The sequence below is a fragment of the Frankia sp. AvcI1 genome, assembly GCF_001420875.1.
In the GTDB taxonomy this organism is placed as follows: domain Bacteria; phylum Actinomycetota; class Actinomycetes; order Frankiales; family Frankiaceae; genus Frankia; species Frankia alni.
In genome coordinates this window covers 75,010-100,469 of sequence record NZ_LJFZ01000004.1, presented here as the reverse complement: position 1 = coordinate 100,469, position 25,460 = coordinate 75,010, and the positions used below count along the sequence as shown (strand labels likewise).

At 72.5% G+C, this 25,460-nt stretch carries 19 protein-coding genes and 20 pseudogenes; 16 read left to right on the top strand and 23 right to left on the bottom strand.

Features of this window, described 5'->3' with window-relative positions:
- Positions 1-22: 22 nt before the first annotated feature.
- The 5 genes and pseudogenes from UK94_RS41165 to UK94_RS41150 form a co-directional block, all read right to left on the bottom strand.
- Positions 23-103, bottom strand: a pseudogene (locus UK94_RS41165) (hypothetical protein); the annotation flags it as partial.
- A gap of 1 nt (position 104) precedes the next feature.
- Positions 105-706: ABC-2 family transporter protein (locus UK94_RS05825; RefSeq protein ID WP_268761230.1), on the bottom strand; the 602-nt coding region annotated here is incomplete at its 3' end.
- A gap of 161 nt (positions 707-867) precedes the next feature.
- Positions 868-1,106 (bottom strand): annotated as a pseudogene (locus UK94_RS41160) (ABC transporter permease); the annotation flags it as partial.
- A gap of 1 nt (position 1,107) precedes the next feature.
- Positions 1,108-1,233 (bottom strand): annotated as a pseudogene (locus tag UK94_RS41155) (ABC transporter permease); the annotation flags it as partial.
- Between the two features lies 1 nt (position 1,234).
- Positions 1,235-1,530, bottom strand: a pseudogene (locus UK94_RS41150) (ABC transporter permease); the annotation flags it as partial.
- Between the two features lie 175 nt (positions 1,531-1,705).
- Between UK94_RS41150 and UK94_RS05815 the strand changes: the two are divergent.
- Positions 1,706-2,260, top strand: coding sequence for a GNAT family N-acetyltransferase (locus UK94_RS05815; RefSeq protein WP_083866826.1), 555 nt, complete (start codon positions 1,706-1,708; stop codon positions 2,258-2,260).
- Between the two features lie 4 nt (positions 2,261-2,264).
- On the opposite strand, the pseudogene UK94_RS72915 reads toward UK94_RS05815, so the two are convergent.
- The 4 genes and pseudogenes from UK94_RS72915 to UK94_RS41145 all read right to left on the bottom strand — a co-directional run.
- Positions 2,265-2,350, bottom strand: a pseudogene (locus tag UK94_RS72915) (hypothetical protein); the annotation flags it as partial.
- Position 2,351: 1 nt separating this feature from the next.
- Positions 2,352-2,484, bottom strand: a 133-nt coding sequence (locus UK94_RS05810; protein ID WP_235486779.1) for an SAM-dependent methyltransferase, incomplete at its 3' end; no start/stop codon positions are given.
- A 2,520-nt stretch (positions 2,485-5,004) separates the two neighbouring features.
- Positions 5,005-6,177: a 5'-methylthioadenosine/S-adenosylhomocysteine nucleosidase gene (locus UK94_RS05800; RefSeq protein WP_041939411.1), complete on the bottom strand. Its 1,173-nt coding sequence runs from the start codon at positions 6,175-6,177 to the stop codon at positions 5,005-5,007.
- Between the two features lie 410 nt (positions 6,178-6,587).
- A partial coding sequence (locus UK94_RS41145) for an NUDIX hydrolase (protein ID WP_268761216.1) occupies positions 6,588-6,999 on the bottom strand: 412 nt, incomplete at its 3' end.
- 579 nt (positions 7,000-7,578) lie between these two features.
- On the opposite strand from UK94_RS41145, the pseudogene UK94_RS41140 reads away from it, so the two are divergent.
- The 4 pseudogenes from UK94_RS41140 to UK94_RS72910 all read left to right on the top strand — a co-directional run.
- Positions 7,579-8,149, top strand: a pseudogene (locus UK94_RS41140) (transposase family protein); the annotation flags it as partial.
- 1 nt (position 8,150) lies between these two features.
- Positions 8,151-8,331 (top strand): annotated as a pseudogene (locus tag UK94_RS41135) (ISAs1 family transposase); the annotation flags it as partial.
- 13 nt (positions 8,332-8,344) lie between these two features.
- Positions 8,345-8,596 (top strand): annotated as a pseudogene (locus UK94_RS41130) (ISAs1 family transposase); the annotation flags it as partial.
- Position 8,597: 1 nt separating this feature from the next.
- A pseudogene (locus UK94_RS72910) lies at positions 8,598-8,742 on the top strand (ISAs1 family transposase); the annotation flags it as partial.
- A 1,018-nt stretch (positions 8,743-9,760) separates the two neighbouring features.
- Here the strand turns inward: UK94_RS72910 and UK94_RS34565 are convergent.
- Positions 9,761-9,958, bottom strand: a pseudogene (locus UK94_RS34565) (SAM-dependent methyltransferase); the annotation flags it as partial.
- Between the two features lie 204 nt (positions 9,959-10,162).
- Between UK94_RS34565 and UK94_RS05780 the strand changes: the two are divergent.
- On the top strand, positions 10,163-10,645 hold the full coding sequence (locus UK94_RS05780; protein ID WP_011605051.1) for an SRPBCC family protein: 483 nt from the start codon (positions 10,163-10,165) through the stop codon (positions 10,643-10,645).
- Positions 10,646-10,987: 342 nt separating this feature from the next.
- Here UK94_RS05780 and UK94_RS05775 read toward each other — a convergent pair whose 3' ends face one another.
- Together UK94_RS05775 and UK94_RS41120 are read right to left on the bottom strand one after the other, a co-directional pair.
- Entirely contained in the window at positions 10,988-11,881 is an 894-nt protein-coding gene (locus UK94_RS05775) for an oxygenase MpaB family protein (RefSeq protein WP_041939412.1), read from the bottom strand.
- 297 nt (positions 11,882-12,178) lie between these two features.
- Positions 12,179-12,436, bottom strand: a pseudogene (locus UK94_RS41120) (hypothetical protein); the annotation flags it as partial.
- Between the two features lie 251 nt (positions 12,437-12,687).
- Here UK94_RS41120 and UK94_RS05765 point away from each other — a divergent pair.
- A complete protein-coding gene (locus UK94_RS05765; RefSeq protein ID WP_011605054.1) occupies positions 12,688-12,951 on the top strand; it encodes a DUF2277 domain-containing protein in 264 nt (87 codons plus the stop codon).
- A 3-nt stretch (positions 12,952-12,954) separates the two neighbouring features.
- On the opposite strand, the gene UK94_RS05760 is transcribed toward UK94_RS05765, so the two are convergent.
- The gene (locus UK94_RS05760; protein ID WP_041939414.1) at positions 12,955-13,137 is read right to left on the bottom strand and encodes a hypothetical protein; all 183 of its coding nucleotides are present in this window, start codon (positions 13,135-13,137) and stop codon (positions 12,955-12,957) included.
- A 215-nt stretch (positions 13,138-13,352) separates the two neighbouring features.
- Between UK94_RS05760 and UK94_RS72905 the strand changes: the two are divergent.
- The 3 genes and pseudogenes from UK94_RS72905 to UK94_RS41105 form a co-directional block, all read left to right on the top strand.
- Positions 13,353-13,597 (top strand): annotated as a pseudogene (locus UK94_RS72905) (diguanylate phosphodiesterase); the annotation flags it as partial.
- Between the two features lies 1 nt (position 13,598).
- Positions 13,599-14,103, top strand: a pseudogene (locus UK94_RS41110) (EAL domain-containing protein); the annotation flags it as partial.
- Between the two features lies 1 nt (position 14,104).
- Positions 14,105-14,576 (top strand): EAL domain-containing protein (locus tag UK94_RS41105; protein WP_235486638.1); only part of this gene is annotated, 472 nt, incomplete at its 5' end.
- Here UK94_RS41105 and UK94_RS41100 read toward each other — a convergent pair.
- The 3 genes and pseudogenes from UK94_RS41100 to UK94_RS41090 all read right to left on the bottom strand — a co-directional run.
- A pseudogene (locus UK94_RS41100) lies at positions 14,504-15,343 on the bottom strand (MMPL family transporter); the annotation flags it as partial. The gene UK94_RS41105 and the pseudogene UK94_RS41100 sit on opposite strands and share 73 nt — an antisense overlap.
- 1 nt (position 15,344) lies before the next feature.
- Positions 15,345-15,559, bottom strand: a 215-nt coding sequence (locus UK94_RS41095) for a hypothetical protein (protein WP_268761215.1), incomplete at its 3' end; no start/stop codon positions are given.
- A gap of 38 nt (positions 15,560-15,597) precedes the next feature.
- Positions 15,598-16,915 (bottom strand): efflux RND transporter permease subunit (locus tag UK94_RS41090; RefSeq protein WP_268761229.1); only part of this gene is annotated, 1,318 nt, incomplete at its 3' end.
- A 1,261-nt stretch (positions 16,916-18,176) separates the two neighbouring features.
- Here UK94_RS41090 and UK94_RS75795 point away from each other — a divergent pair.
- The 6 genes and pseudogenes from UK94_RS75795 to UK94_RS41060 all read left to right on the top strand — a co-directional run.
- Positions 18,177-18,453 (top strand): annotated as a pseudogene (locus UK94_RS75795) (cytochrome P450); the annotation flags it as partial.
- A gap of 1 nt (position 18,454) precedes the next feature.
- On the top strand, positions 18,455-18,680 hold a 226-nt coding region (locus UK94_RS41080), incomplete at its 5' end, for a cytochrome P450 (RefSeq protein ID WP_235486636.1).
- 270 nt (positions 18,681-18,950) lie between these two features.
- A pseudogene (locus UK94_RS41075) lies at positions 18,951-19,603 on the top strand (MFS transporter); the annotation flags it as partial.
- Between the two features lie 40 nt (positions 19,604-19,643).
- Positions 19,644-19,735: pseudogene (locus tag UK94_RS41070) on the top strand (hypothetical protein); the annotation flags it as partial.
- A 1-nt stretch (position 19,736) separates the two neighbouring features.
- Positions 19,737-19,815 (top strand): annotated as a pseudogene (locus tag UK94_RS41065) (hypothetical protein); the annotation flags it as partial.
- A gap of 1 nt (position 19,816) precedes the next feature.
- Positions 19,817-20,384, top strand: a 568-nt coding sequence (locus UK94_RS41060; protein ID WP_235486635.1) for an MFS transporter, incomplete at its 5' end; no start/stop codon positions are given.
- An 18-nt stretch (positions 20,385-20,402) separates the two neighbouring features.
- Here the strand turns inward: UK94_RS41060 and UK94_RS05735 are convergent.
- From UK94_RS05735 to UK94_RS05715, 7 genes and pseudogenes are all read right to left on the bottom strand, one after another.
- On the bottom strand, positions 20,403-20,807 hold the full coding sequence (locus tag UK94_RS05735) for an ATP-binding protein (protein WP_041939415.1): 405 nt from the start codon (positions 20,805-20,807) through the stop codon (positions 20,403-20,405).
- Between the two features lie 49 nt (positions 20,808-20,856).
- Positions 20,857-21,207, bottom strand: a complete 351-nt coding sequence (locus tag UK94_RS41055; protein ID WP_268761228.1) for a glycosyltransferase — start codon at positions 21,205-21,207, stop codon at positions 20,857-20,859.
- A gap of 831 nt (positions 21,208-22,038) precedes the next feature.
- Positions 22,039-22,718: glycosyltransferase family 2 protein (locus UK94_RS05725; protein WP_235486633.1), on the bottom strand; the 680-nt coding region annotated here is incomplete at its 3' end.
- Positions 22,715-22,814, bottom strand: a pseudogene (locus tag UK94_RS41050) (hypothetical protein); the annotation flags it as partial. The pseudogene UK94_RS41050 and the gene UK94_RS05725, both read right to left, overlap by 4 nt.
- A 1-nt stretch (position 22,815) precedes the next feature.
- A pseudogene (locus UK94_RS41045) lies at positions 22,816-22,881 on the bottom strand (hypothetical protein); the annotation flags it as partial.
- Between the two features lies 1 nt (position 22,882).
- The coding region (locus tag UK94_RS05720; protein ID WP_235486631.1) for a PfkB family carbohydrate kinase at positions 22,883-24,316 on the bottom strand (1,434 nt) is incomplete at its 3' end.
- Positions 24,313-25,164 carry a glycosyltransferase family 9 protein gene (locus UK94_RS05715; RefSeq protein WP_235486768.1) on the bottom strand — a complete coding sequence of 284 codons (852 nt, stop codon included), beginning with the start codon at positions 25,162-25,164 and terminating at the stop codon, positions 24,313-24,315. The genes UK94_RS05715 and UK94_RS05720, both read right to left, overlap by 4 nt.
- Positions 25,165-25,460: the final 296 nt, after the last annotated feature.

Below are 25,460 nucleotides of genomic sequence, written 5' to 3'. Positions count from 1 at the left end.
TCGCCATCAGCCAGCACCTGCCTCAGCCGCCGCCGCCGCGGTAGTGCCGCACGCCCCAGTGCCAGCACAGCAACGCCATCGCCCACGCCCAGAGCGCGGCGAGNGGTCCGCACCAGGCCAGCCACGTCGGCAACCACGCGGGTGCCGGCAGGTCGAGCAGCCGCAGCGTCGGCAGGAAACCGGTGAAGGCCATCGGGAAGAAGAATCCGAACACCGCCTGGAGCGGTCGCGACCACACCGACGCCGGCTGGGTGGCGGCGTAGCGGCCGCCGTAGACGAACGCGCTGGTCATCTCCTCCCCGTCGACGAGGAAGAACTGCAGGCCTGCCGCCAGGACGAACATCGCCGCGAACGTCGCCCAGCCGCTGACCAGAGCGACCCCCAGCAGCGCCACGTCGCCCACGCCCCAGGTGACGTCGTTGACGGCCAGCCCGGCGCCGAGCGCCACCAGGCCGACGGTCGCGCGCGCCAGCCGCCGCAGGCTGATGTCGCTGGTGACCAGCTGCAGCAGCAGCGGTTGCGGCCGCAGGTAGAACACGTCGAGAGTGCCGGCCCGCAGGTACGCGGGCAGGTCGTCGCAGTGCCCGAAGACCAGGTCGGCGAGGGAGAAGGCCAGGTCGGCGAGGCCGAACACCAGCAGGATCTGGTGAAACTCCAGCCCGCCGAGCCGTGTCACCGCGTGGAACAGCACCCAGACCTCGGCCAGCTCGACGACGGCGGACAGCAGAGAGCTGATCAGGTCGAGGACGAAGTTCGCCCGGTAGGAGGCCTGCGAGCTGGCCCGGGNGGCGAGCACCACCCGGTAGGGACNCAGCCGAGCCCGAACAGCGAGCCCCTCACCCACCCGCATCTCAGCCACCCTGCACCTCAGCCACCCTGCACCTCGAGGTGACGCCGGCCGGCGCGGGTCAGTACCTGGCCGAGCCCGCCGACGCCGGCCAGCCACGCGAGCTGCGCCGCGAGCAGGGTGAGCGCGCCGGCGACGCCCACCCGGCCGGCGAGGATGTCGATCGGGTACGTCATCATCGACGGGAACGGCGTCGCCTGGGCAGCGATCCACAACCAGCGCGGGAACAGCCGGATGGGCACGAACAGCCCGGCGAGGANCCCCGAGACCACCAGATAGAAGACCTGCACGCCGTGGGTCTCCACCAGCCAGAAGCCGGCGACCCCGACCAGGTAGGCGGTCGCGACGGAGATCACGATGGCGAGCAGCAGGCTCACCGCGCCGAGNGGGTACGCCGCGACCGACCCCGGCGGCGCCATCCCGACGATCACGCCGATCAGAAGCATCGGGATCCCCCGCGGGACCAGCGCGAACAGGGCCCGCCCGACCTCGGTCGTGATCTCGGCGGCCTGCACGTCCAGCGGGCGCAGGAAGTCGACGGCGACCTGGCCGTCCTTGATCCGTTCGGCGATGTCGGTCCGGCCGGTGAGGTTGACCGAACCGAGCAGCGCCTGGGAGAGCCAGATGTAGGTGCTCATCCGACCGACGTCGTACCCGGCCAGGTCGCCGCCCGCCGCGCGCACCGTCGCGAAGAGCACCTCCACCTTCAGCAGCCCGAACGTCGCGTTCGCGNCCACCCCGCCGAACGCCGCCAGCCGGTAGGCGGACTGGCGACGGATCCCCGCCCTCAGCAGGCGCCAGTACACCCGCATCCGTGCACTCTTGCACGGATGACGCCGGCCGCAGGGTGAAATCTGGATGTTCGCGACGACCCCAGCCGGACTCTCGGGGGTCGGCCGCCACCGCGTCCCCGGCGCGGCCCGGTGGCACCGATTTGCCACGATAAGCCCCAGCGATGGGCCGACGAGTAGGCGGCCAGGGCAGGAGAATGATCCGGTGAGGATCCGCACCGGCCGGGACGGCGACGTCGAGCTCCTCCTGGCGTTCTGGGGGTCGGCCGCGCACGGGACGAGCGTGAGCGACGATGCCGCCGGTGTCGCGGCGCTGCTCGCGCACGACCCGCAGGCGGTACTGATCGCGGAGGTCGACGGGGTCGTCGTCGGCACGCTCATCGCCGGCTGGGACGGCTGGCGTTGTCACCTGTACCGGCTCGCCGTCGCCCCCGAGCATCGGCGCGCCGGAATCGCTCGGGCGTTGCTGGCCGCCGCGCGGGAACGGTTCCTCGCCCTCGGCGGCCGCCGGATCGACGCCATGGTCGACGACACCAACACCCAGGCGCACGCGCTCTACCGCGCGGCCGACTACCGGTCCCAGCCGTCCTGGACGCGCTGGGTTCACCCCCTGGGTGGCTGACCGNCCGGCTCAGGGATGGCCGACGACGAGTCGGAGCGCTCCGACGAACCCATGAGCATCAACGCGACCGGCCGGTCGAAATCGAGGGTGNGCGCGGCGCCGACGAGCACCGCGGCCGGGTCGCGCAGGTCGGCCTCCAGGTAGCCGGTGGCGCCCTGCGGGGTGCCGACGAGCAGCGGGCGGGCGTGGACGAGCACCAGCGGTACCACCCCTGGGTTGCACATGTCCGTTTCTTTCAGACTTTTGCAAGCGCCGGCCCGCCGGCGAGGCCGCTCGACCTTGTAGGCAGGGCGACCTGTACCGCGGGTGCGTCAACGCCTGAGGACTGAAGCAGTGCAGCATCCTTGCCGTTGGCCGCGCAGTCACCGGCCTTGGCCCGTTGTTCTGGGGCTGGTGGGAGAATGTCCGTCTGAGAGCCGAGTCAAAAAAGCCCCTTGCTTGCACATTTCACGTCAAGGTGACACGTTCCTCGCCACGGTGGCCGACGCGGGTCGGCATCCCTCCCCGGCGGTCGCCAGGCTGCGGCAAGCCGGCCTATGTCGTTTTNGGGTCGGCTCCCGGCTGCGGGCTGTCGGGAGAGGGGTCGGGCTGTGCCGGTCGCGCCTCCGGGCGGTCCTGTCCGGAGCTGAGGTTCACCTCTGCGCCGCGGGCCGCGGCCAAGTCCGCATCCGTGGCGGTCCCGGTTCTCCCGGGTGACTCCTGCCCTCGGGAGGCGTTCTCGTCGCGCAGGGCGGACGCGATTCTCCCGCCGTCCTGCGACCGCCCGAAACCCGTCCGGCGGACCCAGGCCCTGCCCTCCGCGGCGATGCCCTCCAGCACGTGGATCGTGTGCTGAACACCGGCGGCATCCTGTGTCAGCCGGGCGACCGACTCCGTGCTCTCATCCACCCCGTGGGTCGTGTCCTCGTCCAGGCTCACCTCGGCCATCTNCATCCCGATCTTCGTGCCGTCCACCAGGACGAGTTCGAGCTTCTGCTCGTCACTGGCCGTCCGGTCGACCCGGATCGAAGCAACCACGTCAAAGCGGTAGTTCATCCGGTTCTGCTCCGTGAACACGCCGGTCTCGAAGTTCAGCCGGGAGACGAGGTTGCGAACTCCGTCGGCGGTGAGNAGAAAGACCGAGATCCGGTATTTGCGGAACCGCCACGGACCGCGAGGGACGCGGGCCGCCGTCTTGCCTTTCTCGGAGTTGGGGGGACCGCCTACCGGTGTCTCGATGAACGCGTGGGCGACGACGTCGCTGGCGGTGAGTCGATAGTGACGCAGTGCTCTGTCCAGGAGGAGTTTGCGGTCGTGGTCAAGCCACTGGGCCAGCTCCGCGTCGCTGGGACGGTCGGCCAGCCGGGCCCGCCACCGCTCGAGTGCCGCCTGTCGTGCCGCGAGAACCTCGGCGTGCTGCGCCGTCTCGGCGACCCGACGCCGGTGGTCGCCGTTCATGGCCAGCCAGGCACGTGCGTACCCGGTGGTGCTGGCCGACACGACGAGCACCGTTCCCACCGCCAGGAGGAGGTCGACGCCGGCCGCGGCGACCGTCGCCCACAGGCAGCCACCGACGACAGCGGTGATCCCGAGCGTTCCGCGGGCGCTCACCCCGGGCGCGACCCGCAGCTCCCGGCGGAAGGAGACGCGTGCCTCGCCTCCCGACAGGCGCTTGAGATGGGTTGCCTCGTGACGCAGCAGCCAGGCGATCCGCTCGATACTGATGCGGGAGTAGGAGTACTGGCCGACGATCTCTCGGAGCAGGCTGAACCGGGCGTCGGCGGTCTGCCATAGCCACTGGTCGCTGGTCAGACCGTGAGGTCGATACGAGGCGACGTAGTACCTGAGCCTGCCTTCGACCTTGCGAGCAAACGCGCCGGGTGGGATCTCACTCCCGTCCTGCGTGTGATCGTAGGTCACGTTCCAGACGATTCCGCGCTGGAGGCCGAGCAGGCCGCCGACAAGGACGACGGCACACCCGAACAGCACCGCCAGGCGACCGTTGAGCGTGAGCTGTATCGCGAGATACACCGCCCAGGCCACGAGCGCCAGCCGCGAGATCTCGGCGCGCAGCCGAGTGTCGGCAGGAACTGTGGTCGGCCGTGCGCCNCGCGCCCGAGCCTCGATGGGCGGTGGTTCAAAGAACTTCCACACCCGGTCCTGACGCGCCCCGGCCTGCTGCCCCCGGGCGGCGACTTCGATCGCGCGCCTCCACAGCTGGTCCTCGAGAGGGCCCTCCAGGAACTGCTCCAGGTGACGGAGAATCATCCGGCGCTGGGTCCGGCCGAGTACGCTCCGGTCCAGGGCGTCGAGCTCCTTGAGCGCCAAGGCCATCTCGTCCTCGGTCGCCGTGACCGCGTTCAACAGCAGGAGCACAACGCGCAGCCCGTCGGTCCACGCGTCGTGGACGGCCGCGGGTGGGCCCGCCAGGACCTCCTTCAGCTGCCTGGTCTGCTCGGTTGTCAGCTCGTCCCGCGAACGCCCGCTCACCAGCGCCAACAGCCAGTGGAAGAGCATCCGGTCAGTTCTCGTCGGGCGCATCAGGACGGCCTCGTTCATGAGCTCCAGCGCCCGGGGCGGCATGTTGCCCTCCAGATGCAGTGCCCCGACCTCGAACCTCTCCTCCGGCGTCGCGCCGGGCGGGACCATGTACACCCGGACGTCACCGTGGACCGTCCCGGCCTGCGCGCCGACTGTGGAGGAGCCGCTGACCGAGTTGGTCGTCGACGACGGTGCGTCCCCGTCCCGAAACCCGGAGCCGTCGGTCACGACAGGCCTTGCGCGAGGGTGAGGACAACGGCGATCCTCGCGGCGAGGTCGACCACGTCAATGACAAGGCCACGAACCTTCTTCAGCGACACCACCAGCGTGCGCCGGCTCTCCGGCGAGTTCGCCCGCAGGGCCTCGTCGGCGGCGGTGAGCTCGGCCTCGGCCGCCGCGAAGGTCGCCGCGTCCACGGCGCCGGCGGTGTGTGCCGTGGCCAACTGGGCGCGGAAACCGGCCAGCGCGGTCGGCAGGTCGACCGGTGTCCGCTCGGTGGGGGCGCCGACAGTGACGTCGCCGTGGACGACGCCGGCCTGCGCACCGACCCAGGTGTTGCTGCCCGACACGACGTTACGGATGTTGTGGGTCGGCTTCGGCATGGCGGATGTCCTCCCGGTGCTCGTCACAGCCTCGGCCCGTCCGAGGTCGGCGGACAGTTCCTCGGCCAGCGCGATGGCGAACGAGGCCGCGTTCGCCACGGCCCGCGGCTGCCACTGCTGGCGGTCGGTCGACTCCTTGGTGCCGTCCGCGTGGTCGCTGATGCCGCGGACCACAACCACCGGCAGCGAGCTGTTCAGCTGGCCGGCCTGCGCGGCTCCGGCAGCCTCCATCTCGACGGCGAGCGCGTCGTTGTAGTGGACGTGCAGCCACCGGGCGAGCGCCGAGACGGTGGAGTTCAGCACCACCTCGCCGGCCGCGATCGGCCCGAAGTGCACCTGCGGGAGGGCCTCGGGCCCGGCCTGCTGCGGCACCCAGGACCGCGTCCGCTTCAGGTGATGGGCGATCTGCTCGGCACGGTGCGACATCGGCCAGGTACGAGGCCGGCCCCAGTCGCCGTCGTCCTCGCTGGTGGCACCGTGAAAGGCATAGACCTGGCTGGCCACCACCACGTCGCCGAGCGCGATATGGCGATGCAGGGCGCCGGCCACGCCGACGAAAAGCAGCGCCGCCGGATCGAACTCGGCGATCGCGCGTTCGGCCAGCACCGCGGCTGACTGATTGCCCACGCCGACCAACGCCAGCGCCACCTGGCACCGGCCGGCCGCGAGCCGGCCTACCTCGAACCGGGTGCCCTGCGGATGGCGGCGCAACCGCAGATTCACCAGGTGCTCGCGGACCGCCAGGTACTCGAGGTCGAGTGCGGTCAGGATGACGATCGGTCTGGTCCTTGCCATTGTCCTTACTCCCCGTTCCAGATGGACTTTTCTCCGGAAACTGCGGCTGCCCCTCAGCCCGGTCATGTGAGTCCGGACCTGCGACAGGGGCCGATGGATGGACGGCATCCGCGGACGGCGGCCTGACGGATACGGCGCGCGNCCGCGGCCGCGGCAGCGGCGTCGTCAAGGTCAGTCGGCGGAAGAACTCCCAGCCTCGTTCGGCCGCCCGATCGGCGGTGACAGGACGGTGCTGGGGCCGGCTTTGAACAGGCGTGCCGGGCGCCCGACGAGGCTTCGCTGCTCTGCACCGGTGGGGACGAGGAATCCGTCCACTCTTTGGATCTTGCGATAGAAGTTCCTGGGGTCGAGCGGTATTCCCCATACCGCCTCATAGACCGTCTGTAGCTCACCGATGGTGAATGTCGGGNCGCAGAACGCCGTGGCGAGCGAGGAGACCTCGAGTTTGCCTCGGGCCCGCTCGACCCCGTCGAGGACCAGCTGGCGATGATCGAAGGCCAGGTTCAGCTCGCCCGCGAGCACGCGGTCCGCCGGCAGCCAGGCCGCGTCGGCGGCGTCGGTGCCCGCGACCGGATCGGGCAGTCGAGGCGCGATGGCCAGGTATGCCACTGAGACGACCCGCCCGCGCGGATCCCGGCCGGGACGGCCGTACACCCCGAGCTGTTCCAGGTGCAGTTCCCCGGCGTCGAGGCCCGTCTCCTCCGCGAGCTCCCGGCGCGCCGCCGCGTCGAGATCCTCCTCGCTGTGCGCGAGAAATCCACCGGGGAGCGCGTGCGCCCCCCGGTATGGCTCTGTCCCACGCTCGATCAGGAGCACCCGCAGNCTCGCCGCGCGCAGCGTCAGAATCACCAGGTCGACGGCGATCAGGACAGCCGGCGGTTCCCAAGGAACATCGATCATGCTGCGAGACTAGCTTTTTGTCCGACTGACAGGAAGAGTTGTCGGTTAGCCGACAGCTGCTCACGCCTGCGCTACGACCCCTGATCGTCGGTGTCGGAGAAGGCTATGCTCCGCGATCTGGGCAATCGGGACGAGGATGCCTCACGGGGTAACCAGGGCCGCGGCGAGGTAGCACATCGGTCTTGATTGACTNCGAAGCGTGGTGAAGCTGGTAGCTCCCTCGCTGGGCTGGGGGTCGGGTGTTGTGGTTTCGGCAATGCGTGGCCGGACACCGGCCGCAGAGACCGGAGTAATCGTCCGCAAGTTCGTCGGCGGAAGCCTGGCGCGATCGGGCTGGGGCGCCTTCGGCTGGTTTGGGAAACGGCCGGTATCGCGATGGGAGGGCCTGGCACCGGCGTTGCTAAGAAAGTGGCCTTCCGTTTCGGACAATGAAAGCGCCAACAACCATTGTCTGCACGAAAAGAAGGCCACCGAGTGTCATCATGCCAGCCTGACCCCGCCATGTCCACTGCCCCGTTCGGTGCCGAGTGCTATGACATCACCAGCCTCCTGGACACGCTGGGCGAGATTCCCGACCCACGGGACCAGTGGGAGAAGATCTACAGCCTTTCTTTTCTTCTCGCCGTGATACTTGTCGCGACGCCGACGGGCGCGAAGTGCCCGCGCGAGTTTCATCGCCGGGCTGCGGACCTCCCGCAGTCGCTTCTCGCCGTTCTGGGGGCACCGCGCGACTTTCTCGTCGGCGGCTACCGGGAGCCGTCGGAAAAGACGATCCGCCTGCTCCTGAAGAAGATCGACGTGGACGCCCTTGACACGGCGTTCGGCAGTTGGCTGTGCGCGCAGGCCGCCCCCGGGCAGGTCGCGTTCGCGATCGACGTCAAAGTCCTGCGCGGGGCCTGGTCTGGCAAGGACGCGCAGGTCAGGCTGCTATCCGCGATGCTCCACGGCAAAGGAGCGGTCAGAGTGCGGGTCCGGATCCCCGACGACACCAACGAGATCACCCATATCCAGGAACTGGTCACAAAACTTCCGAAAAATGCCCGGCCGACCAGTCACGACGCTCGACGCCATANGCACCCAGCACGACACCGCGAGACTCCTCGTGAAAACCGCATGGACTACATTCTTACCGTCAAGGGCAACCAGCCGACCCTGGAAAGGCAGACGTTCGAGCGGATCCTCCCACTTCTCCAGGAAACGCCGCATCACGAGGTCGAGGAACGCGCCCACGGCAGGATCAAGAACTGGCAGACCNGGACCAGAACTNCCGAAATAATTGATTTCCCCCACGTCGAGACCGCCTGCGTCATCCGCCGCGATGAGTTCGACCTCACCGGTGTCCGCATCAGTCGCGAACACGCACTGATACTCAGCAGCACGCCAAGCGAACGCGCGACTGCCGCCTATCTACACAATCGCACCCGCAGGCACTGGGGAATCGAAAACGAAATTCACTACACCCGCGACACCGCCTGGCGCGAGGACGCTAACCCCACCTACACCGGAAACACCAACCATGNCCTCGCAAGCTTTCGGAACCTTGCCATCGGCGTCATTCGCCTCAGCGGCGCCAGGAAGATAAAGGAAACCATCAAGCACGTCGCCGCCAATCGCTACAGAGCACTCCAACTCATCGCTACCGTCTGCAACGGAGCAGGACTCTGAGCTACCTTGCCGCAGCCCTGATTCCGGTCGGGTTGCCCGAGCGCCAGGTGCGGTCCATGAAGCAGCGGTAGAGGTCGGGCTGGAGGCCGTGCAGCAGCGGGCGGTCGACCTGGCTGCCGAAGTGGGCTTTGAGGCCGGCCTGTTTGGCGCGTTGGTCGAGGTACCAGGTCTCGGCGTCGGGGAGGTGGAAGGTGTGCTTGCGGCGTTCCTTCTTGGCCCGCTCGGCGGCGGTGGGGACGAGGGCCCACCAGGGGTCGTGCTCGGCGAGGATGCCGGCCTCGTCCCAGTCGGGGCGGGCCCAGGGCGGGTTTCCGACCTGGAGGCCGAAGCCGCCGCGGGCGAAGACCTGGGGGAAGTCGAGCTCCCAGTGGAAGAAGCCCTGGCGGTCCGCGATCTCGGCGGCGACCCGCAGCCACGGGAAACGGCTGGTGGCCTCGGTGACCGGGGTCTCGTCCGCGAAACCGAGGTCGAGTGCCTCGGCGTCGTCGAGGCCGCGCCAGGAGAGGTCGTCGGCGAAGCTTCCCTGGCCGGCGCGTTCGTGCCGGCCGGGCTTCGTCGCGCGGCCGAGCAGTGCCTCCAGGCCGCCGAGCCAGGCGTCCCAGTCCGGCGGCGTGACGGTGGTTGTCAGCGGCCACGACGACAGGGCGCACCAGGCGTCCATGACCAGCCGCAGGCGGCGGTAGGCACTGTTCGGGTCGTGCAGGACGGCCTCGACCTGCTCGCGGGTCCCCGGCTCCGTGGTCTCGGTCTCGGCCCGCGGGGCGCCCCACACCCCGGTCGCGCGGCGGATGCCCGCCTCGGCGATCTCCAGGCGGCGGCGCGCCGGCCCCCACAGGACCTCGACCCGCTGGGCGAGGCGGGCCAGCCGGTTCTGCTTCTCCTTGCCCGGGGTGCGCAGCACACCGGCCCGCCAGGCCCGCAGTGCCTCCCGGGCCTCGGGTGCGTACGCCTTCGCCTCGGCGGTGTCGACGACGGCGCCCCAGCCCGCCGCCGGCTGGGTGCGTAGCGGCACGTCGGTGGGGTCGTTGTCCACGTAGACGATCCGGGAGTCGGGCGTGGCCCGCTGGGCGACCTCGTGGGTGTTGTCTGCGGTGGGCAGGCCGGTGCCGACGTCGAGGAACTGGCGGATGCCGGCCTCGGCGGCGAGCCAGGTCACCGACCGGGCGAGGAAGCCGCGGGAGGCGCGGGCCAGCTCGGCGATGCCGGGCAAGACCTTGAGGTACACGGAAGGAAACCACCTCGCTGCGGACGGTGGCGGTCACCCTCTCATCGGGGGCGGTATCGGTTGAGCGCCGGCCGGTCGCGCCATATACAACGTAAGGGCGTGACTCGGATCACCGCGGGCCCGCGGTGCTGACCGGCGGCACGGCACCCGGCACCCCGGATCCATCGGGATCCATCCCGACGCGAAGGAGCACCCGTGGCCGACAAGCAGCGCATCTCCACCACCCGCCGGATCTCCGCCCCGGCCGAGCGGATCTTCGAGCTCGTCACCGACCCGGACGGCCACGTCCGCATCGACGGGTCGGGCATGCTCGTGGCCGCGGGCGACGCCCGGCGCGTGACGCGCGCCGGCGACGCGTTCGAGATGGACATGGACCGCGAGCCGCTCGGCGACCTGCCGTTGGGCAAGTACCGGGTGCGCAACGTCGTCACCCGCATCGAGCCCGACGCCCTGGTCGAGTGGACGGTCGGCGGCGTCGACCATCCCCCGATCGGCCACGTCTACGGCTACGCCCTCGCGTCGGTCGACGACCACACCACCGACGTGACCTCCTACTGCGACTGGAGTGCCGTGTCGGAGAAGTGGAAGGCCCGCGTGAGCTGGCCGGTGGTGCCGCTGACGATGCTGGAGAAGTCGCTGGCGAACCTCGACCGCCTGGTCACCTCCCCCGCCGCCTGACCGCCGTACCTTCATGAGCGGCGTTCTCATGCTCCGCCAAGTCTGAACCGGGCCTCACACCACGACTTCCCCGTCCACCACGTTCATGGTGTCCGTGTCGACGGCCGCCCTGAGGCGGACGATCTCGTGGAGCATGCGCGTACCGCAATCGGCTCTACCGGCGAGGTGTGACCTGCCTCCACAGATCATGCGCCAGGTTCCTGCGGCGGGGTCGGGCTGGAAGTGCCGAAATGGTCGTGGCGGTCCGGGGCGCGGCCGGCGATGCGACGCGGTTCCGCGGAACCGCCCGCCGCGCCACGGCAGAGTCGGGCGTCGGGGCCGATTGCGCCACCGTGGCATGGGTCAGGTGTCTCGCCGATCGGGATCGGTTCCGGGGGCTGTCGACGGTGGGCGGGTGGCCCAGCGGATGGTCGTGACGATGCCGTGACCGGCCAGGCGGCCGACGGTTGCCTCCGCCGCGGGCAGGTACGGCAGCCGCAGCGGCCAGCGGGTCCAGGCGGGCATCAGACCCACGGCCGCGAGGGCTATGGCGCTGTAGGGGACCCGTGCTGGTAGCGGCAGGGGCGGGCGCAGCAGCAGGTAACGGGCCGCCGAACGCGCTTCGGGAGTGCCGGCGAGTTCGGGGCGGTACTCGCGCATTGCCTCGACGAGTTCGGCTTCGGTGCGCGGCGGGTCGATCACTCCCAGCTTCTCGGCGACGATCGCGGCATCGGCGACGTAGCCGTCACGCTCGTGCGCGTCGAGTGGTTCGCCTCCGCCATAGCGCTGGAACGCGGCGAGGAAGCTGGCCACCTCGGCCACGTGGACCCAGCGGAGCAGGTGCGGATCGGAGGCGTCGTAGGGGCGCCCGTCGGGTGCCACCCCACGGACCTGTCGGTGGACCCCTTTCACCCGGGCGACGGCCCGCTCGGCCTCGGTGGCCGGACCGAACGTGGTGACGGCGAGGAAGAAGCTGGTGCGTTGCAGGCGGCCCCACGGGTCGTGGCGGAAGTCCGAGTGCCCCGCCACGCCGGCCATGGCCAGCGGATGCAACGACTGGAGCAGCAGAGCCCGCAGGCCGCCGACGAACATCGACGAGTCCGCGTGCACGCGGCGGATCGGCCGGTCCTCGGCGAACCAGCGCTCGCCCTCGGCCTCGAAGATCTGTTCTCGACGAGTCGGGCCCTCGGGACCCGCCACCCGCTGCAGAACGTGGCCGCCGAGCCAGGCCCGCACCTCGCCGGCACCACTGATCATCCGTACACCCACCATCACCCCATGATGCGCCGGACCGGGCACCGTGGTCCCAGCCCGAGGGCGGGGTCAGCGGCGTTCGAAGACCCAGGCGGCGGCGACGGCGGCGCCGACCACGACGCCGACGAGCAGAATGCCGCCGAGGACGAAGAAGCCGACCGCCTTGATCAGGGCGATGACGATGGGCAGTGCGGCGGCGAGCACGAAGAAGCCGCGGGTGCGCACCGGGGTGTTCACGACCGCGTACAGCTTGCGGGGGCCGCTGACGCGGGAGACGTTGAGCTCGTCGGACACCGACGNCATGAGCCGGATCGTCGTCCAGGTCAGCGCGACGAAGGCGAGCGTCAGCGCGAGGGCGTAGAGGAACCCGACGCCGCGGCCGAAGGCGTCGAACGACGCCCCGGCGGCGATCACCGTGATCACCAGGGGGATGTACCAGGAGGTGGTGCGGTCCTGACGCGCCTGGCCGGCCAGCCGGCGCGCCTGGGCGAACCGTTCGCCGCGTCGACCCGCCCCCCGGTTGCCACCCGACGACTCGCCGTAATACCCGTCCGCCATGAGCGCTCGGCTCCCCTCCANGGTGAGTACCGCCATGCCCCGCATCTTGCATGGGCACGACACGNCACCCCTCGCTATTTTCCCCCAATCCAGCGGCCCGGGATGTGTGATTTTCGGGGAAGACCACAACCCGATGGTCCGGCGTCACAGCCCGATGGCCCGGAGGTGGGCTGCGGCGCCGGGTCGTCGCCATCCGCCGGTCGCGGCCGACGCCCGGCCGACGCCGCTCGGACGGTCGTTACGGTTGGGGTATGTGTCGCAACATCACCGAACTGCGGGGACTCGAGCCGCCGGCGACCGCCGACGAGGTGCAGGCCGCCGCCCGCCAGTTCGTCCGGAAGATCAGCGGCCTTCGGCGGCCGCCGGCCACGGCGGACGCCGCCTTCGAGACCGCCGTCGCCGAGGTCGCGACCTCGGTGCAGCGGCTGCTCGACGCGCTTCCGGCCCGCCGTCAACCGCCCTCGACGGTGCCACCGCTGCGGCGGCCGGAAGTCCGCGCACGAGCCGACGGATAGCCGCTACCGGCGCTGGGTCTCGGCCCGGGAACGGCGCCGCCGACTGCCGGAGTCGACGAGCCGGTCCGGCGCCTTACCTGCGAGTGCATCGGCGCGATCGGTGGCGACGCTGTCGGCGATCAGTTCCCGCGTCCGGTCCTGCTCCTGGTCGTCAAGGCCGTGCAACAAGCTGTCGAACATGCTCACGTGGTCACTCCACCTGGTCGGATCCGCGGCGTTGCTGCCCTCGCTCTGGGCCCTTCCCGCTCTCGCGTGCATAAAGCACCGAATTTGCGCTGATCTGATGCAGACCACAGACAAGCCCCTGACCTGCGTGTTTGTCCGGGTCACGGCGGCAGGGCGGCGGCGGGCGCGCGTGTGCGTGGACGCGCTCGCGGGCACAGACACCTCGCGGGGAGGTGATGCCGATGACGGTGCGCGCGTCCACGCTGCTCGGGCCGACGGCCGAGGTTGCCACACCGTCGGCGGCGGTGGTCGAGCTGCTCGGCGTGCTACGCAGGCATCTCGGGATGGACGCGGCGTGGCTCGGCCGGATCGAGGGCGACGTGCTCGTCATCCAGGTCCTCAACGGCGACGGGGGGTCCTTCCACCTCACCCAGGGGTCCACCGTGCGGCGACAGACCGGCCTGTATGCCGAGGTGCTCAGNGGGCGGCTGCCGGCGCTCATCCCCGACACCTTCGCCGACCCCCGCACCGCCGACTCGCCCGTCGCGCGCGAACTGGACATCCGCTCCTACGCCGCCGTGCCGGTGGTGGACGGCGACGGCGCGCTCTACGGCCTGCTCGGCTGCATCGCCCACCGGCCCCATTACGAGCTGCGGGAACGCGATGGCCGGTTCCTGCGCATGCTCGCCGAGATCCTGCGCGACTCCGTGACCGACCTGCACCGGATGTGGCAGGCACGCAGTCAGGTCTGGCTGGACGTCAGCCGCCTGATCGACCAGGGCGGCCCGGCGCTCGCCTTCCAGCCGGTGTTCGACCTGGAGCGGGGGCGGATCATCGGGGTGGAGGCGTTGTCCCGGTTTCCGGACTCCTCGCGCAGCACCACGCAGTGGTTCGCGGCGGCCGGCGCGGTCGGGCTGACCGTCGAGCTGGAGCTGGCCGCGGTGCGCCGCGCCCTGGGTGCGCTCCCCCAGATCCCCGCGCAGATCGNCCTCGCCGTCAACGCCTCCGCGACCACCCTGTCGGCCGGCCTGGTGGAGATGATCAGCGGAACCGACGCGGAGCGCCTCCTGGTGGAGATCACCGAGCACGAGCGGATCGCCGACGCCCCCGAGGTCACCCGTGCTCTGGCCCGGCTGCGCCGGCTCGGGGTCCGCCTGGCCGCCGACGACGTCGGCGCCGGCTACGCCGGGCTGGAGCAGCTCGTCCGGCTCCGCCCGGAGATCATCAAGATGGACTGCAGCCTGACCCAGGGCATCGACGCCGACCCGGCCCGCCGCGCGGTCGCGACGGGCCTGGTGCACGTCGCCGAGGAGATCGGCGGCGGTGTGGTCGCCGAGGGCATCGAGACGGCCGGCGAGCTGCTCACCACCCGCGAGACCGGGATCCGTTACGGGCAGGGATTCCTGCTCGGCTCGCCCACCGGCGTGCTGAGCGACGCCTGCGCCGCGGCCGGCGGGTGAGCCGGCGGGTGAGCCGGCGGGTGCGCCGGCCGGTGCGCACCGCGGACTCCGCGCACGGGTGTGCGCGGCCGGGGGATGCGCGGCCGGGGGAACGGCGGTAGGCCGCCGCCCGCGACGGTGGCTGCGCTGCTGCCGGCCCCCGGGCCCCCGTCGGGGCGGCCGGCGCCGGCGATGTACAGGCGGACCAGGCCGGTGCGTTTGGTCGACGTCGACGTCGACGCGCCGAGCGGCAGCAGCCGGCGGCGCGAGCCGCGGCGCGGCGGGGCAGGCGGGGTGGGCCGCGGCGGGTCGCCGCGATGATGGTCCAGCCCGACCAGGTGGATGAGCGCGGGCAGCAGCACCAGCCGCAGCACGAGGGCGTCGAGGATCACCCCGACGGACAGTCCGATGCCGAGCAGCTTCATCATCCGCACCTGTTGCGTCGTGAGCGCCACGAACACCGCGACCATGATCATGCTGATGGTGATGACGACACCGCCGACGTCCGCATGCCGGCTGCTGACCTCCGCCTGGGGATCGGCAGCGTCGGCGGAGCCGCGCAGCCGGTTGAGCAGCGTCAGGTGCATCCCGATCGACAGCCCGTACACGATGATCAGGATGAGGCCGAGGATGAACGGCTCGATCGGGCCGGTGCGCACGCCGAGCCCGGAGGCCAGCCAGCCGTTGCAGAAGACCGAGGTGATGACGCCCATGGTCGCCGCGAGGGCGAGCATGCTGGCCGCCGTGATCGCCAGGCTGTGGCGCACCGAGCGCAGGCCGAGCAGGACNGCGACGCCGAGCACGCCCAGTTCCAGGATCAGGAAGGCGGGCAGGACCCGGGCGAAGCGGTCCGACATGTCCTCGAAGATCGCCGTCTGGCCGCCGATGTACACCTCCAGGGAGGTGCCCGCGATCGCCGCCGGCACGGTGGAGTCGCGCAGGCGGTGCACGAGGTCGCTGGCCGCCGCCGATCGCGGCGGGTCGTTCGGGAACACCTGGATCAGNGCGCTCGCCGCCTGGGCGTTCTGCAGGACGAGGAAGNCCCGCTGCACGCCGCGGGTGCCCTGCAGGGCCGTCAGCAGGTGGGGCACGGCGTTCGGCTGGTCCGCGGAGATCCCCGTGGCCATGACGATCAGCTGCCCGTTCAGGCCGGGGAAGTACTCGTCGCTGACCAGGTCGTAGGCGCGCCGGCTCGTCGTCGACGTCGGGTCGACGCCGTTGTCGGTGCCGCCGAGGCGCAGGCCCACCACCGGCAGCGCCAGGACGGTGAGCAGCACGACCGCGGCGCCGGCCAGCACCTGCGGGTGGCGCCCGACGGTGCCAGCCCACCAGGACCGCAGGCCGGGGCGCACCGGCAGCCCGGTCCCGGTGACGCTCAGGTGGGTCCGCTCGGCCCAGACCAGCAGGCCCCGCCCGGAGATCGCCAGCATCGCCGGCAGCAGCGTGACGACGACGAGGATGCTCACGGCGGCGGCGGTGAACCCGGCCAGGGCGAGGCCGTCGAACACGCTGAGGCGCAACGCGCTGGTGCCGAGCATGACCACGGCGAGCCCGAGGCTGCCCGCGACGGTCGCCCGGCCGGGATGGCGCATCGCCGCGCGCACGGCGTCGGCGGGTCCGCGTCCCCGGCGCAGGTCGGTCTGGCAGCGGTTGACGACGACGAGGGCGGAACCGAGGCTCAGCCCGAAGCCGAGCACCAGTGCCAGCAACGTCGCGAGCTGCATGACGTTGGCCCGGTGGGACAGCAGGGTGACGGCGGCCAGCGCCCCCGCGGTCGCCGCCCCCGCGGCGACGGCGCACACGGCGACGGCGGCCGGCGAGCGCACCGCCAGGCAGAGGATGAGCAGCGCCACGCCGATGCCGATCGCGATCGGCCAGGGGGAGATCGTCCCCTGCACGACCACGGTGGTGGCCGGCCCGGTGACCTCGACCTGCAGATCGGGCGCGTCGTAGTCGCGGGCGGTGGCGATCAGCCGGCGCATCGCGGGCAGGTCGGGCGTGGTCGGCGCGTCCTTCATGAGCACGGAGACGATCGCGGTGTGCCCGTCCGCGCTCAGGGGGCTGCCACCGAGCGGCACGGCGCCGAGCGGGCTGTAGGGGTCGAACACGCCGGTGACGCCGGGGAGCTTGCCGAGTTGCGCGATCATCGTGGCGACCCGCGCCCGCACCTCGGGCGCCTGCACGTCACCCGCCCGGGCGCGCACGACGATCATCTCCAGGTCCGGCAGTCTCCGGTTGGGCATGATGTCGGCCACCAGGTCCATCGCCTGCTGCGATTCGGCGCCGGTGACGCCGAGATCCTGGCTGAACCGGGCGCCCTTCTCCTGGGCGACGTTCGTCGCGGCGATCAGCGCTACCACCCACGCCGCGACGACCAGNCATCGGTACCGCTGGCACCAGCGGACCAGTAGCGTCACGGCACTCTCCTCGGCAAGGACCAGTAATGGCCCATTTGGGTTGAATGTCGGATTCGTATGCGGGGCCAATCTGGCCCACGGACAGGCACGGCGTCAACGTGAACCGGGTCAGGACCGGCCAGATGGGCACTCCGGTGGGGTGCCGGCAACGTGTTCGGGGGATCACAAAACGTCCGGGGGAACCGGCCATCGGGTGGCCGCGGCGACAGCGGCCGCGGCGGTGGTGGCGGACGGTGGCGACGGCGGCGGCGGCGCCCGCGGGCGGCGCGGCGGTGGCGAATTCTAGCGCCCGACAATGCGGCGGCGCGGCGGGTGACCTTCTCCTGCCAGCGGCGGGACGTGTGCAGAGCATGTTGGCGACAAGCTGTCCGGGCGTCGCTTCCGACCTGCTTTTTCGATCGTCTTCACTACGTGCGGCCAACCGGCGTGCAACGATCGGCGCGCTGCTCCCCCCGCCCTGGCAGCGAAAGGAAGTTCTCCCTCCATGTCCATTACGGAAGCCGTGCAGAACGATCAGGAAATCCCCTCGTTTCCCTTTGACGACACATTCTCTCCACACTCCTCGGAACGGCTGGCAGAATATGCGCGCGAAGCACCCGCGATCCGGGTGCGTTTTGGTCCCGGCCAGCTCCCGATCTGGCTGATCGTCCGCTATGCGCCGGCCCGGGCGATGCTCGCCGACTCCCGTTTCTCCCGCACCCGGACGCTGGACTTCTCCCCGCCCCTGACGGCGGGCCAGATGCCCGATCCGAACTCCATGCTCTGGCTCGACCCGCCGGAGCACACCCGGATCCGACGCATGGTCAACGCCGGATTCGCCCACCGTCGCATCGAACGGATGCGGCCCTGGATCGCGGCGACGGCCCGGGCCCGGATCGACGCGATGACGGCCCAGGGCGCGCCGGGAGACATCCGCACCCTGGCGTTCCATCTGCCCATCGAGGTGATCTGCCAGCTTCTCGGCGTCCCCGATCTCGACCGGGAGAAGGTCCGGACCTGGAGCGAGTCGCTGTTCCGGTTCCATCTCGACCCGAAGGGCGCCGCCGAGGGGCTCTTCGCCCTCTACGGGTACATGGGCGAGCTGGTGCGTGCGCGCAAGGCCGCCGCCGGCGACACCCACAGCCCGGAGGGTCTGCTCGACGTTCTCATCGCCGCGGCNGACGACGACGGCACCCTCACCGAGCCTGAACTGCACTCGCTCGCGATGACCCTGCTCATCGGCGGATTCGAGACCACCGGCGGCGTCATCTCGAACGTCATCACGACCCTGCTCACCCAGCGGTCGCACTGGGAGTCCCTGGTCGCCGACCCGAGCGGCATGCCCAACGCCATCGAGGAGCTTCTGCGCTACCACCCCCTGTCGATGACCTTCCCGCGGGTGGCGACCGAGGACGTCGACCTGGGCGGTTTCGTCGTGCGCGCCGGGGAGGTGGTGGTCGTGCCCCTGGCGGCGATGAGCCGCGACCCCGCGGTGTTCACCGNCCCCGACCGCCTCGATCTGACCCGGGAGCCCGTACCGAACCTGACCTTCGGGGCCGGCGTGCACCACTGCATCGGCGCGCACCTGGCCCGGGTCGAGCTGACCGAGGTGCTCACCGCGCTGATCGAGACGGTGCCCGGACTGCGGCTCGCGGTGGCGCCCGCCGAACTGCGCTACGAGCTCAAGGCGCCGATCGGCCGACCGGAGACCCTGCCCGTCGTCTGGTGACCGCAGGCGTGGCGCCGCCGGAGCCGACGCACCGTCCACGGACGTCACCCACCAACTCCGGCGGCCCGCGCCCGCCCCGCCCGCCAGCCCGACGGCCAGCCACCCCGAACGGCCAGCCACCCCGAACGGCCAGGCAGCCTCGAACGGCCAGGCAGCTCGACGGCCAGCGAGCCCCACGACCATCGTTGGATTCTCCAACCCGCTGGGGTTAGGCTTCCCCTCGACCAGTCAGTTTGATTTTCGGACTCACTGTGCGAGCGAGGAGCGAGCATGAAGGAGAGCCCCGTGGGCGGTGGGCGGTTCGGGCGGGTGTTCGCGGTGGTGGCGGCCGGGGTCGCCATGTCGAACCTCGACCTGTTCGTCGTCAACGTCGCCCTGCCGGACGTGGGCCGGCACTTCGACGGCTCGTCGCTGTCGTCGCTGTCGTGGGTGCTCAACGGCTACGCCGTCGTGTTCGCCGCGCTGCTCGTGCCGGCCGGGAACCTCGCGGACCGGACCAGCCCGCGCCGCGCCTACCTGTGGGGCATCGGGATCTTCGTCGCCGCCTCCGCGCTGTGCGCCGTCGCCCCCGCGGTGTGGTTCCTCGTCGCCGCCCGGGTGCTGCAGGCGGCGGGAGCCGCCGTGATGACCCCGTCCTCCCTCGGCCTGCTGCTCGCCGCGGCGCCGCCCGAGCGGCGCGGGGCCGCGGTGCGGGCCTGGACGGCGGTGAGCGGGCTCGCGGCCGCGCTCGGGCCCGTCGCCGGCGGCCTGCTGACCGAGCTGGACTGGCGGTGGGTGTTCCTGGTCAACCTGCCGGTCGGGCTCGCCGTGCTCGTCGCCGGACCGCGGGTGCTGCCCCACCTGCCGCGGCGCCCCGGCGCGGGGCGTACCGACCTGGCGGGGGCGGTCGTGCTGACGGTCGGGATCGCGGCGCTGGCGCTGGGNCTGGTGCGCGGNCCGGACTGGGGCTGGGGTTCGGCGCGGATCGTCGGGTCGCTGCTCGCCGGCGTGCTGCTGCTGGCCGGGTTCCTCCACCGCTCGGCGCGTCATCCCGCGCCGGTCCTGCCGCTGCCGCTNCTGCGCGTGCGGACCTTCAGCGCCGCGGCGGTGGCCGCGTTCGTGTTCAGCGTCGCGTTCGCGGCGATGCTGCTGTCGGNCGTGCTGTGGTGTCAGGACGGCTGGCACTGGTCGGCGCTGCGGACCGGGCTCGCCATCGCCCCCGGACCGCTGATGGTGCCGGGGCTCGCCCTCGCCGCCGGGCCGCTGGTGGCCCGCCTCGGGCCCGGGCGGGTGGCGGCCGGCGGCTGCGGCGTGTTCGCGGCCGGGATCGGCTGGTGGATCCTGCGGATGGCGCCGCAGCCGGACTACGTCGGCGCCATGCTGCCCGGGATGCTGCTCACCGGCGTCGGCGTCGGGCTGATCCTGCCGACGCTGATCAGCGCGGCCGTCACCGCGCTGCCCCCGGCGAGCTTCTCGACCGGCTCCGCGGTGGTGACCATGGCCCGCCAGATCGGCACCGTCATCGGCACCGCCCTGCTCGTCGCCGCGCTCGGCGGCGCGACGGGCGACGACCTCGGCTCGCTCACCGACGCCTACGACCTGGGCTGGATCATCATCGTCACCGCGGTCGTCCTCGCCGCGCTGGTCTGCCTCACGCTGCCGCGCCCGACCCGTCCCCTCGCCGTCCCGGCCAGATCGCGGACCCATCGTGCCGAGGCTTCGTGACGTCGGGAGCGGCCGGGATCAGCGGCGCAGGAGGAACCAGACGGTCTTGCCGTCGCCGGGGACGGCGGCCGCGCCCCAGTCCTCGGCCAGCGCGTCGACGAGGTGCAGGCCGCGTCCGCCGAGCGAGTCGGCGTCGACGTGGCGCACCTGCGGCCGCCGGCGGTCCGGGTCCCGCACGCCCACCCAGACCAGGTCATCGGTGGTCCGGATCTCCACCACCGGTTCGCCGTGGCCGTGCAGCACGGCGTTGGTGACCAGCTCGCTGGCGAGCAGCAGGACGGTCTCGGTCACCTCCGCCGGGACGCCCCGGCCGGTCAGGTCCGCCGTCAGCCGCTGGCGCGCCCGGCCCGGAGCGTCCGGACCCGACGGGAGGACGAACCGGTCGAGAAAGGTCCCGACTGGTGGCTCCGGCCCGACTGCCATGGGATCCACATATCCGGGCGTATGAATGGATAAACCGCCGTCGCGGGGGTCATCGCGCGACCTGGGCGAGGACGTCGTCCCAGTCGGCCAGAAAACGCCCGAGGCCATGGCGGGCGAGCCCCGCCTGGCGGGCCCGCTTGCCGTAGGCGCGGGCCAGCTCCGGATCGGCGAGGAACCGGCGGGCGGCGTCGACGAGCACCGCCGGATCGGTGGACAGCACCCCCGCCTCGGCCGGCACCGCCTCGGTCGCCTCCGTCGCCGCCAGCGCGACGACCGGCATGCCCAGCTGCATCGCCTCCAGCAGGGACAGCCCCAGGGAGGTCCAGCGCGGCAGGTGGACGTACACCCGCCGGCGGGCGAGGGCGTCGTGCAGGTCGGCCTGGGCGAGGTCGTCGAACACCGCGAGCCGCGCCCTCGGCAGGCCGGTGTGCGCGGGCAGCGCGGCCACACCGATGCCGAACGCGTCGACCGGGGCGGCGCGGGTGAACCCGGCCAGCAGATCGGTGNCGGTGACCCGGCCGCGGCGCACCGGCTCGTTCACCGCCACCGCGATGCGGGCCAGCTCGCCGGTGTAGCGGTCGCCGGGGTCGACGATGCCGTGCGCGACGACCCGGGTGGGGGTGTTTCCGGCGTCCCAGAACAGCCGGTTGAAGTGGGTGACGTGGACGAGCAGCAGCTCCGGCCGGTCGGCGACGGGATGGCGGGTCAGCGGCACGTCGCCCCGCGGGGTGTTGTGCTCGACGTACACCGCCGGCAGGTCGCGGCCCGGCCGCCGGCCCAACCAGCGCTCGGTGAGCTCCAGCTCGTGCGGGCGCTGCAGGACGACGACGTCGACGCCGGCGTCGCGCAGCTCGTCCGGTCCGAGTTCGGCGACGGTGCCCGGCCACGGGTAGGTGCGGGCGAGGCCGAGGCCGTCGGGGCCGCGGCCGGGCAGCACCGGGACCACGTAGGAGTGCCCGCCCTGGACGAACGACGTCGTCCACGAGCCGTGCACATGCCAGAGCAGGATTCTCATCCGGTCCCCGTCCCCCCGCGGTCGCGGTCGCAGTCGCGGTCGTGGTCGCAGTCGCGGTCGCGGTCGCAGTCGCGGTCGCGGTCGTCGGTCTCGACGATCTCGGCGTAGGCGTCGACGTCGCGATCGACGACGCTCGTGGGCAGTTCCAGGTGCTGGGCGCCCGACGGCAGCAGGCCCACACCGCCGGCCCGTTGCATCACCCGGAGCTGGGCGACNATCTCCTCGCCCCGGTGGCTGGCGGGCAGCCGCCGCCAGAACTCGAAGCCGCCGCAGTCGACGAGCACGGCGCGGTCGTAGAGCACGCAGCCGGCGATCCAGGTCACCCGGTAGGCCAGCCAGCCGCCCGCCGGCAGCGTCACCCGCTCGGCGAGGTGGGCCGGGTTCGCCGCGTTGTGCAGCCGCCACCGCTCCCAGGCCGGTCCGCCCTTGCGGACCCGTTCGGGGCGCACCGGCCCGCGGACCTCCTCGAAGGCGGTCCACTCGTGCGGGCGGACGTCGTCGAGGTAGCTCAGGCCCTGCGGCGCGCAGCCGACGAACCCGCAGCGCAGCTCCCCGATCGCCGCCAGCATCCGGGCGACGGTGGACGCGTCGAGGAAGACGTCGTCGTCGAGGAACAGGACGTACTCGCCGTCGGCCTGGTCGAGCAGGAACTGGCGATGCTCGGCCAGACCGCGGCGCGGGTGGCCGTGGTACAGGTCGACCCGGTGGCCGCCGCGGCGCAGCCGGCGGGCCATCGCCCGCACCTCCGGCGCGTCGGCGGCGGGCGTCGCGGGGCTCTGGTCGGACACGACGACGCGGAACCCGCCGGCGCTCTGGTTGGCGAGCCCGGCCAGGGTCACCGCCAGCGCCGCCGGCCGCCCGCAGGTCGGGATGAGCACGTCCAACCCGCCCGTCATGGCAGTGCCGCCCCGCGCCGGCGGATGCGCCCGAGCAGGTCCGACGTCGACCGGTCCGCGACGTAGTCGACGAAGCGCACCTCGCCGCCGAGCGCCNGGACCAGCGGCGCCTCGGCGAGCATCGACTCGGTGTAGTCGCCGCCCTTGACGTAGACGTCGGGCCNCAACGCGCGCAGGAGCCGTTCGGGGGTGTCGTCGTCGAACACGGCGACGTGGTCCACGGCGGCCAGGGCGGTGAGTACCGCGAGCCGGTCGGCGAGCGAGTTGATCGGCCGGTCCGGGCCCTTGAGTCGCCGCACGCCGGCGTCGCTGTTGACGGCGACGACGAGGATGTCACCGAGGTGCCGGGCGGCGTGCAGGTAGGCGATGTGGCCGGCGTGGACGACGTCGAAGCAGCCGTTGGTGAACACGATCCGCCGGCCCCGGCAGCGGTGCGCGGCGACCGCGTCGGCGAGCGCCGCGGCGTCGAGAACGGCGCCGCGGACCCCGCCCGCGGGGTCGCCGTCGCGGCCGTCACCGGTCGTACGCAGGCGGGCCCGCAGGTCCGCCGCCGAGCAGGTGCCGGTGCCCGGGGTGGACACCGCGGCGCAGGCGGCGAGCGAGCCGAGCCGGGCGGCGGCGCGCGGGGCGGCGCCGGCGGCGAGGGCGAGGACCATCGCGGCGATGAAACTGTCGCCGGCACCCGAGGTCCGCTCGTCGGGGGCGTCGGTGCCGGCCGGCAGGTGCCACGGTTCGTCGTCCCGGCTGAGCACGACGACGCCGTCCCGGTCCAGGGTGACCGCGGCGAGGCGGGCGCCGCTGGCCGCGAGGATCGGCCCGGCGCAGCGGCGCACGGTGGCGACGCGGTCGCGGGCGAACGCGTCGCGGGCGCCGGGTGGCAGCAGCGCCACGACCTCGCCGGCGTTCGGCTTGACCAGATCGGGCCGGACCCCCGCCCAGCGACCCGGGTCGTGGGCGTCGACGACGAGCCGCCGCCCCGCCGCGCGGGCCGCCGCGCCGACCGCGTCGATCAGCTCCGGCGTGAACATCCCGGCGCCGTAGTCGCAGGCCAGCACGGCGCAGGCGGCCGGCGTCGACGCCCTCACACCGGCGGCGAGCGCGGCGGCCGTGGCGGGCGCCGGCGGAGTCTCGTCGCCGGTGTCGCAGCGCAGGTGCAGGTGGTTGCCCGAGCAGATCCGCCGCTTGGCCAGCGTCGCGCGGCCCGGCTCCGCCACCAGGCCGGCCGTGCCGACCCCGCCCGCGTCGAGCAGGTCAGCGAGCCGGCGGCCGTCGGCGTCGTCGCCGACCATGGCGACCAGCCGGACGCGCGCGCCGACGACCGATCCGGCCAGCGCCGCGTTGCCCGCCCCGCCCGGGGACTCGGTGCGGGCCGTCACCGACACGACCGGCACCGGGCCCTCCCGGGACAGTCCCCGCGGCGGCCCCCACAGCCAGGTGTCGAGCATCGCGTCGCCGACCACGAGCAGGTCGAGGTCGGCGAACCGGTCAAGCAGCCCGGACAGCCCCGCCTCGCCCGCCACCCCGGCCGCCGCCGTACCCGCCGGTTCGGCCCCCACCTCGCCGGTCGCGCAGGGCGCGCGGCGCAGCGCGGCGCTCACGCGGCACGTCCCCGGGCGCAGAGACCGAGCGCGGCGGTGGCGACCTCGACCGGTGTCAGGTCCAGGCACTCCTGCTCGAACGGGCAGGTGAAGGCACGGCACGGCGAGCACGGCGTCGCCCGGCGCAGCACGACGGCGCGCCCGGCGCGCGGCCGGTACTCGGCCTCCCGTTCGGTGCCGGCGAACAGGGTGACGACGGGCGCGCGCACCGCGTCGGCCAGGTGCGCCCCGGCCGAGTTGTTGCTGACGGCGACCGCCGCCCCGCTGAGCAACGCGACCAGCCCCGGCACGTCGAGGGCGCCGGCGAGCCCCCGTCCGGCCGGACCGGCCCCGGCGCGGACCCGGTCGACCAGGGGCGCCTCCTCGCGCGTCCCGGCGACGAGGACGCGCAGCCCCTCCCCCGCGAGCAGGCCGGCGACCTGGGCGAACCGGTCGGGATCGTAACGCCGCGACGAGCAGCTCGCGCCGGGCAGCAGCACCGCGTACGGGCCGGCCTCGACCAGCGGACGCACACGGGTGCGCGCCTGCGTGGGCACGGTGAGGCGGGGATGGCTGCCAGCGGCGGGCAGCCCGGCGTGGCGCAGCAGCAACAGCGCCCGGTCGACCTGATGAACGCCGCCGGGCAGGTCGTCCACCCAGTGGGTGAGCAGCGAGCCGCCGAACTCCCGCGACGCGCCGACCCGCACCGGGATCCCGGCCAGCGCGCACACGAACGCGGCGGGCCAGGGCGACTGCGAGAACGAGGTGAAGATGACGGCGGCGTCGTAGCGGCGGGCGGCGAGGGCGCCGACGAGCCGGTCCTGCTCCCCCGGCTCGACGGCCCGCCCGCCGGCGTCCTGCCAGCACACGCGGGCCACGATCGCCTCGTCGACGTCGTCGATGAGCGGCACGGCGGCGGCGCCGGCCGGGGAGGTCAGCAGGTCCAGCTCCGCGGCGGGCGCCGCGGCGCGCAGGGCCCGCAGTGCCGGGGTGAGCAGCACGACGTCGCCGAGGTTGTCCGGGCGGACGGCCAGGATCCGGCGCGCGTCGGCGAGGTCCAGCGGGCCGCCGCTGCCGGCGGNCGGATGATGGCGGCCCACGTCTGCCCTCCCCCGTCGTTTGCGTCGTTGGCGGCGCTCCCCACCCNATTCCCGGACCCTCGGCA

What these genes read in the sequence shown, in the direction of transcription:
- UK94_RS05775 (WP_041939412.1), bottom strand. Translation starts at nt 11,881, where the DNA reads ATGATCAGTGGTGCCGGCGAGGTGCGGGCCTGGCTCGGCGGCCACGTT.
- UK94_RS05815 (WP_083866826.1), top strand. Translation starts at nt 1,706, where the DNA reads ATGTTCGCGACGACCCCAGCCGGACTCTCGGGGGTCGGCCGCCACCGC.
- UK94_RS05800 (WP_041939411.1), bottom strand. Translation starts at nt 6,177, where the DNA reads ATGGCAAGGACCAGACCGATCGTCATCCTGACCGCACTCGACCTCGAG.
- UK94_RS05735 (WP_041939415.1), bottom strand. Translation starts at nt 20,807, where the DNA reads ATGGCAGTCGGGCCGGAGCCACCAGTCGGGACCTTTCTCGACCGGTTC.
- UK94_RS05765 (WP_011605054.1), top strand. Translation starts at nt 12,688, where the DNA reads ATGTGTCGCAACATCACCGAACTGCGGGGACTCGAGCCGCCGGCGACC.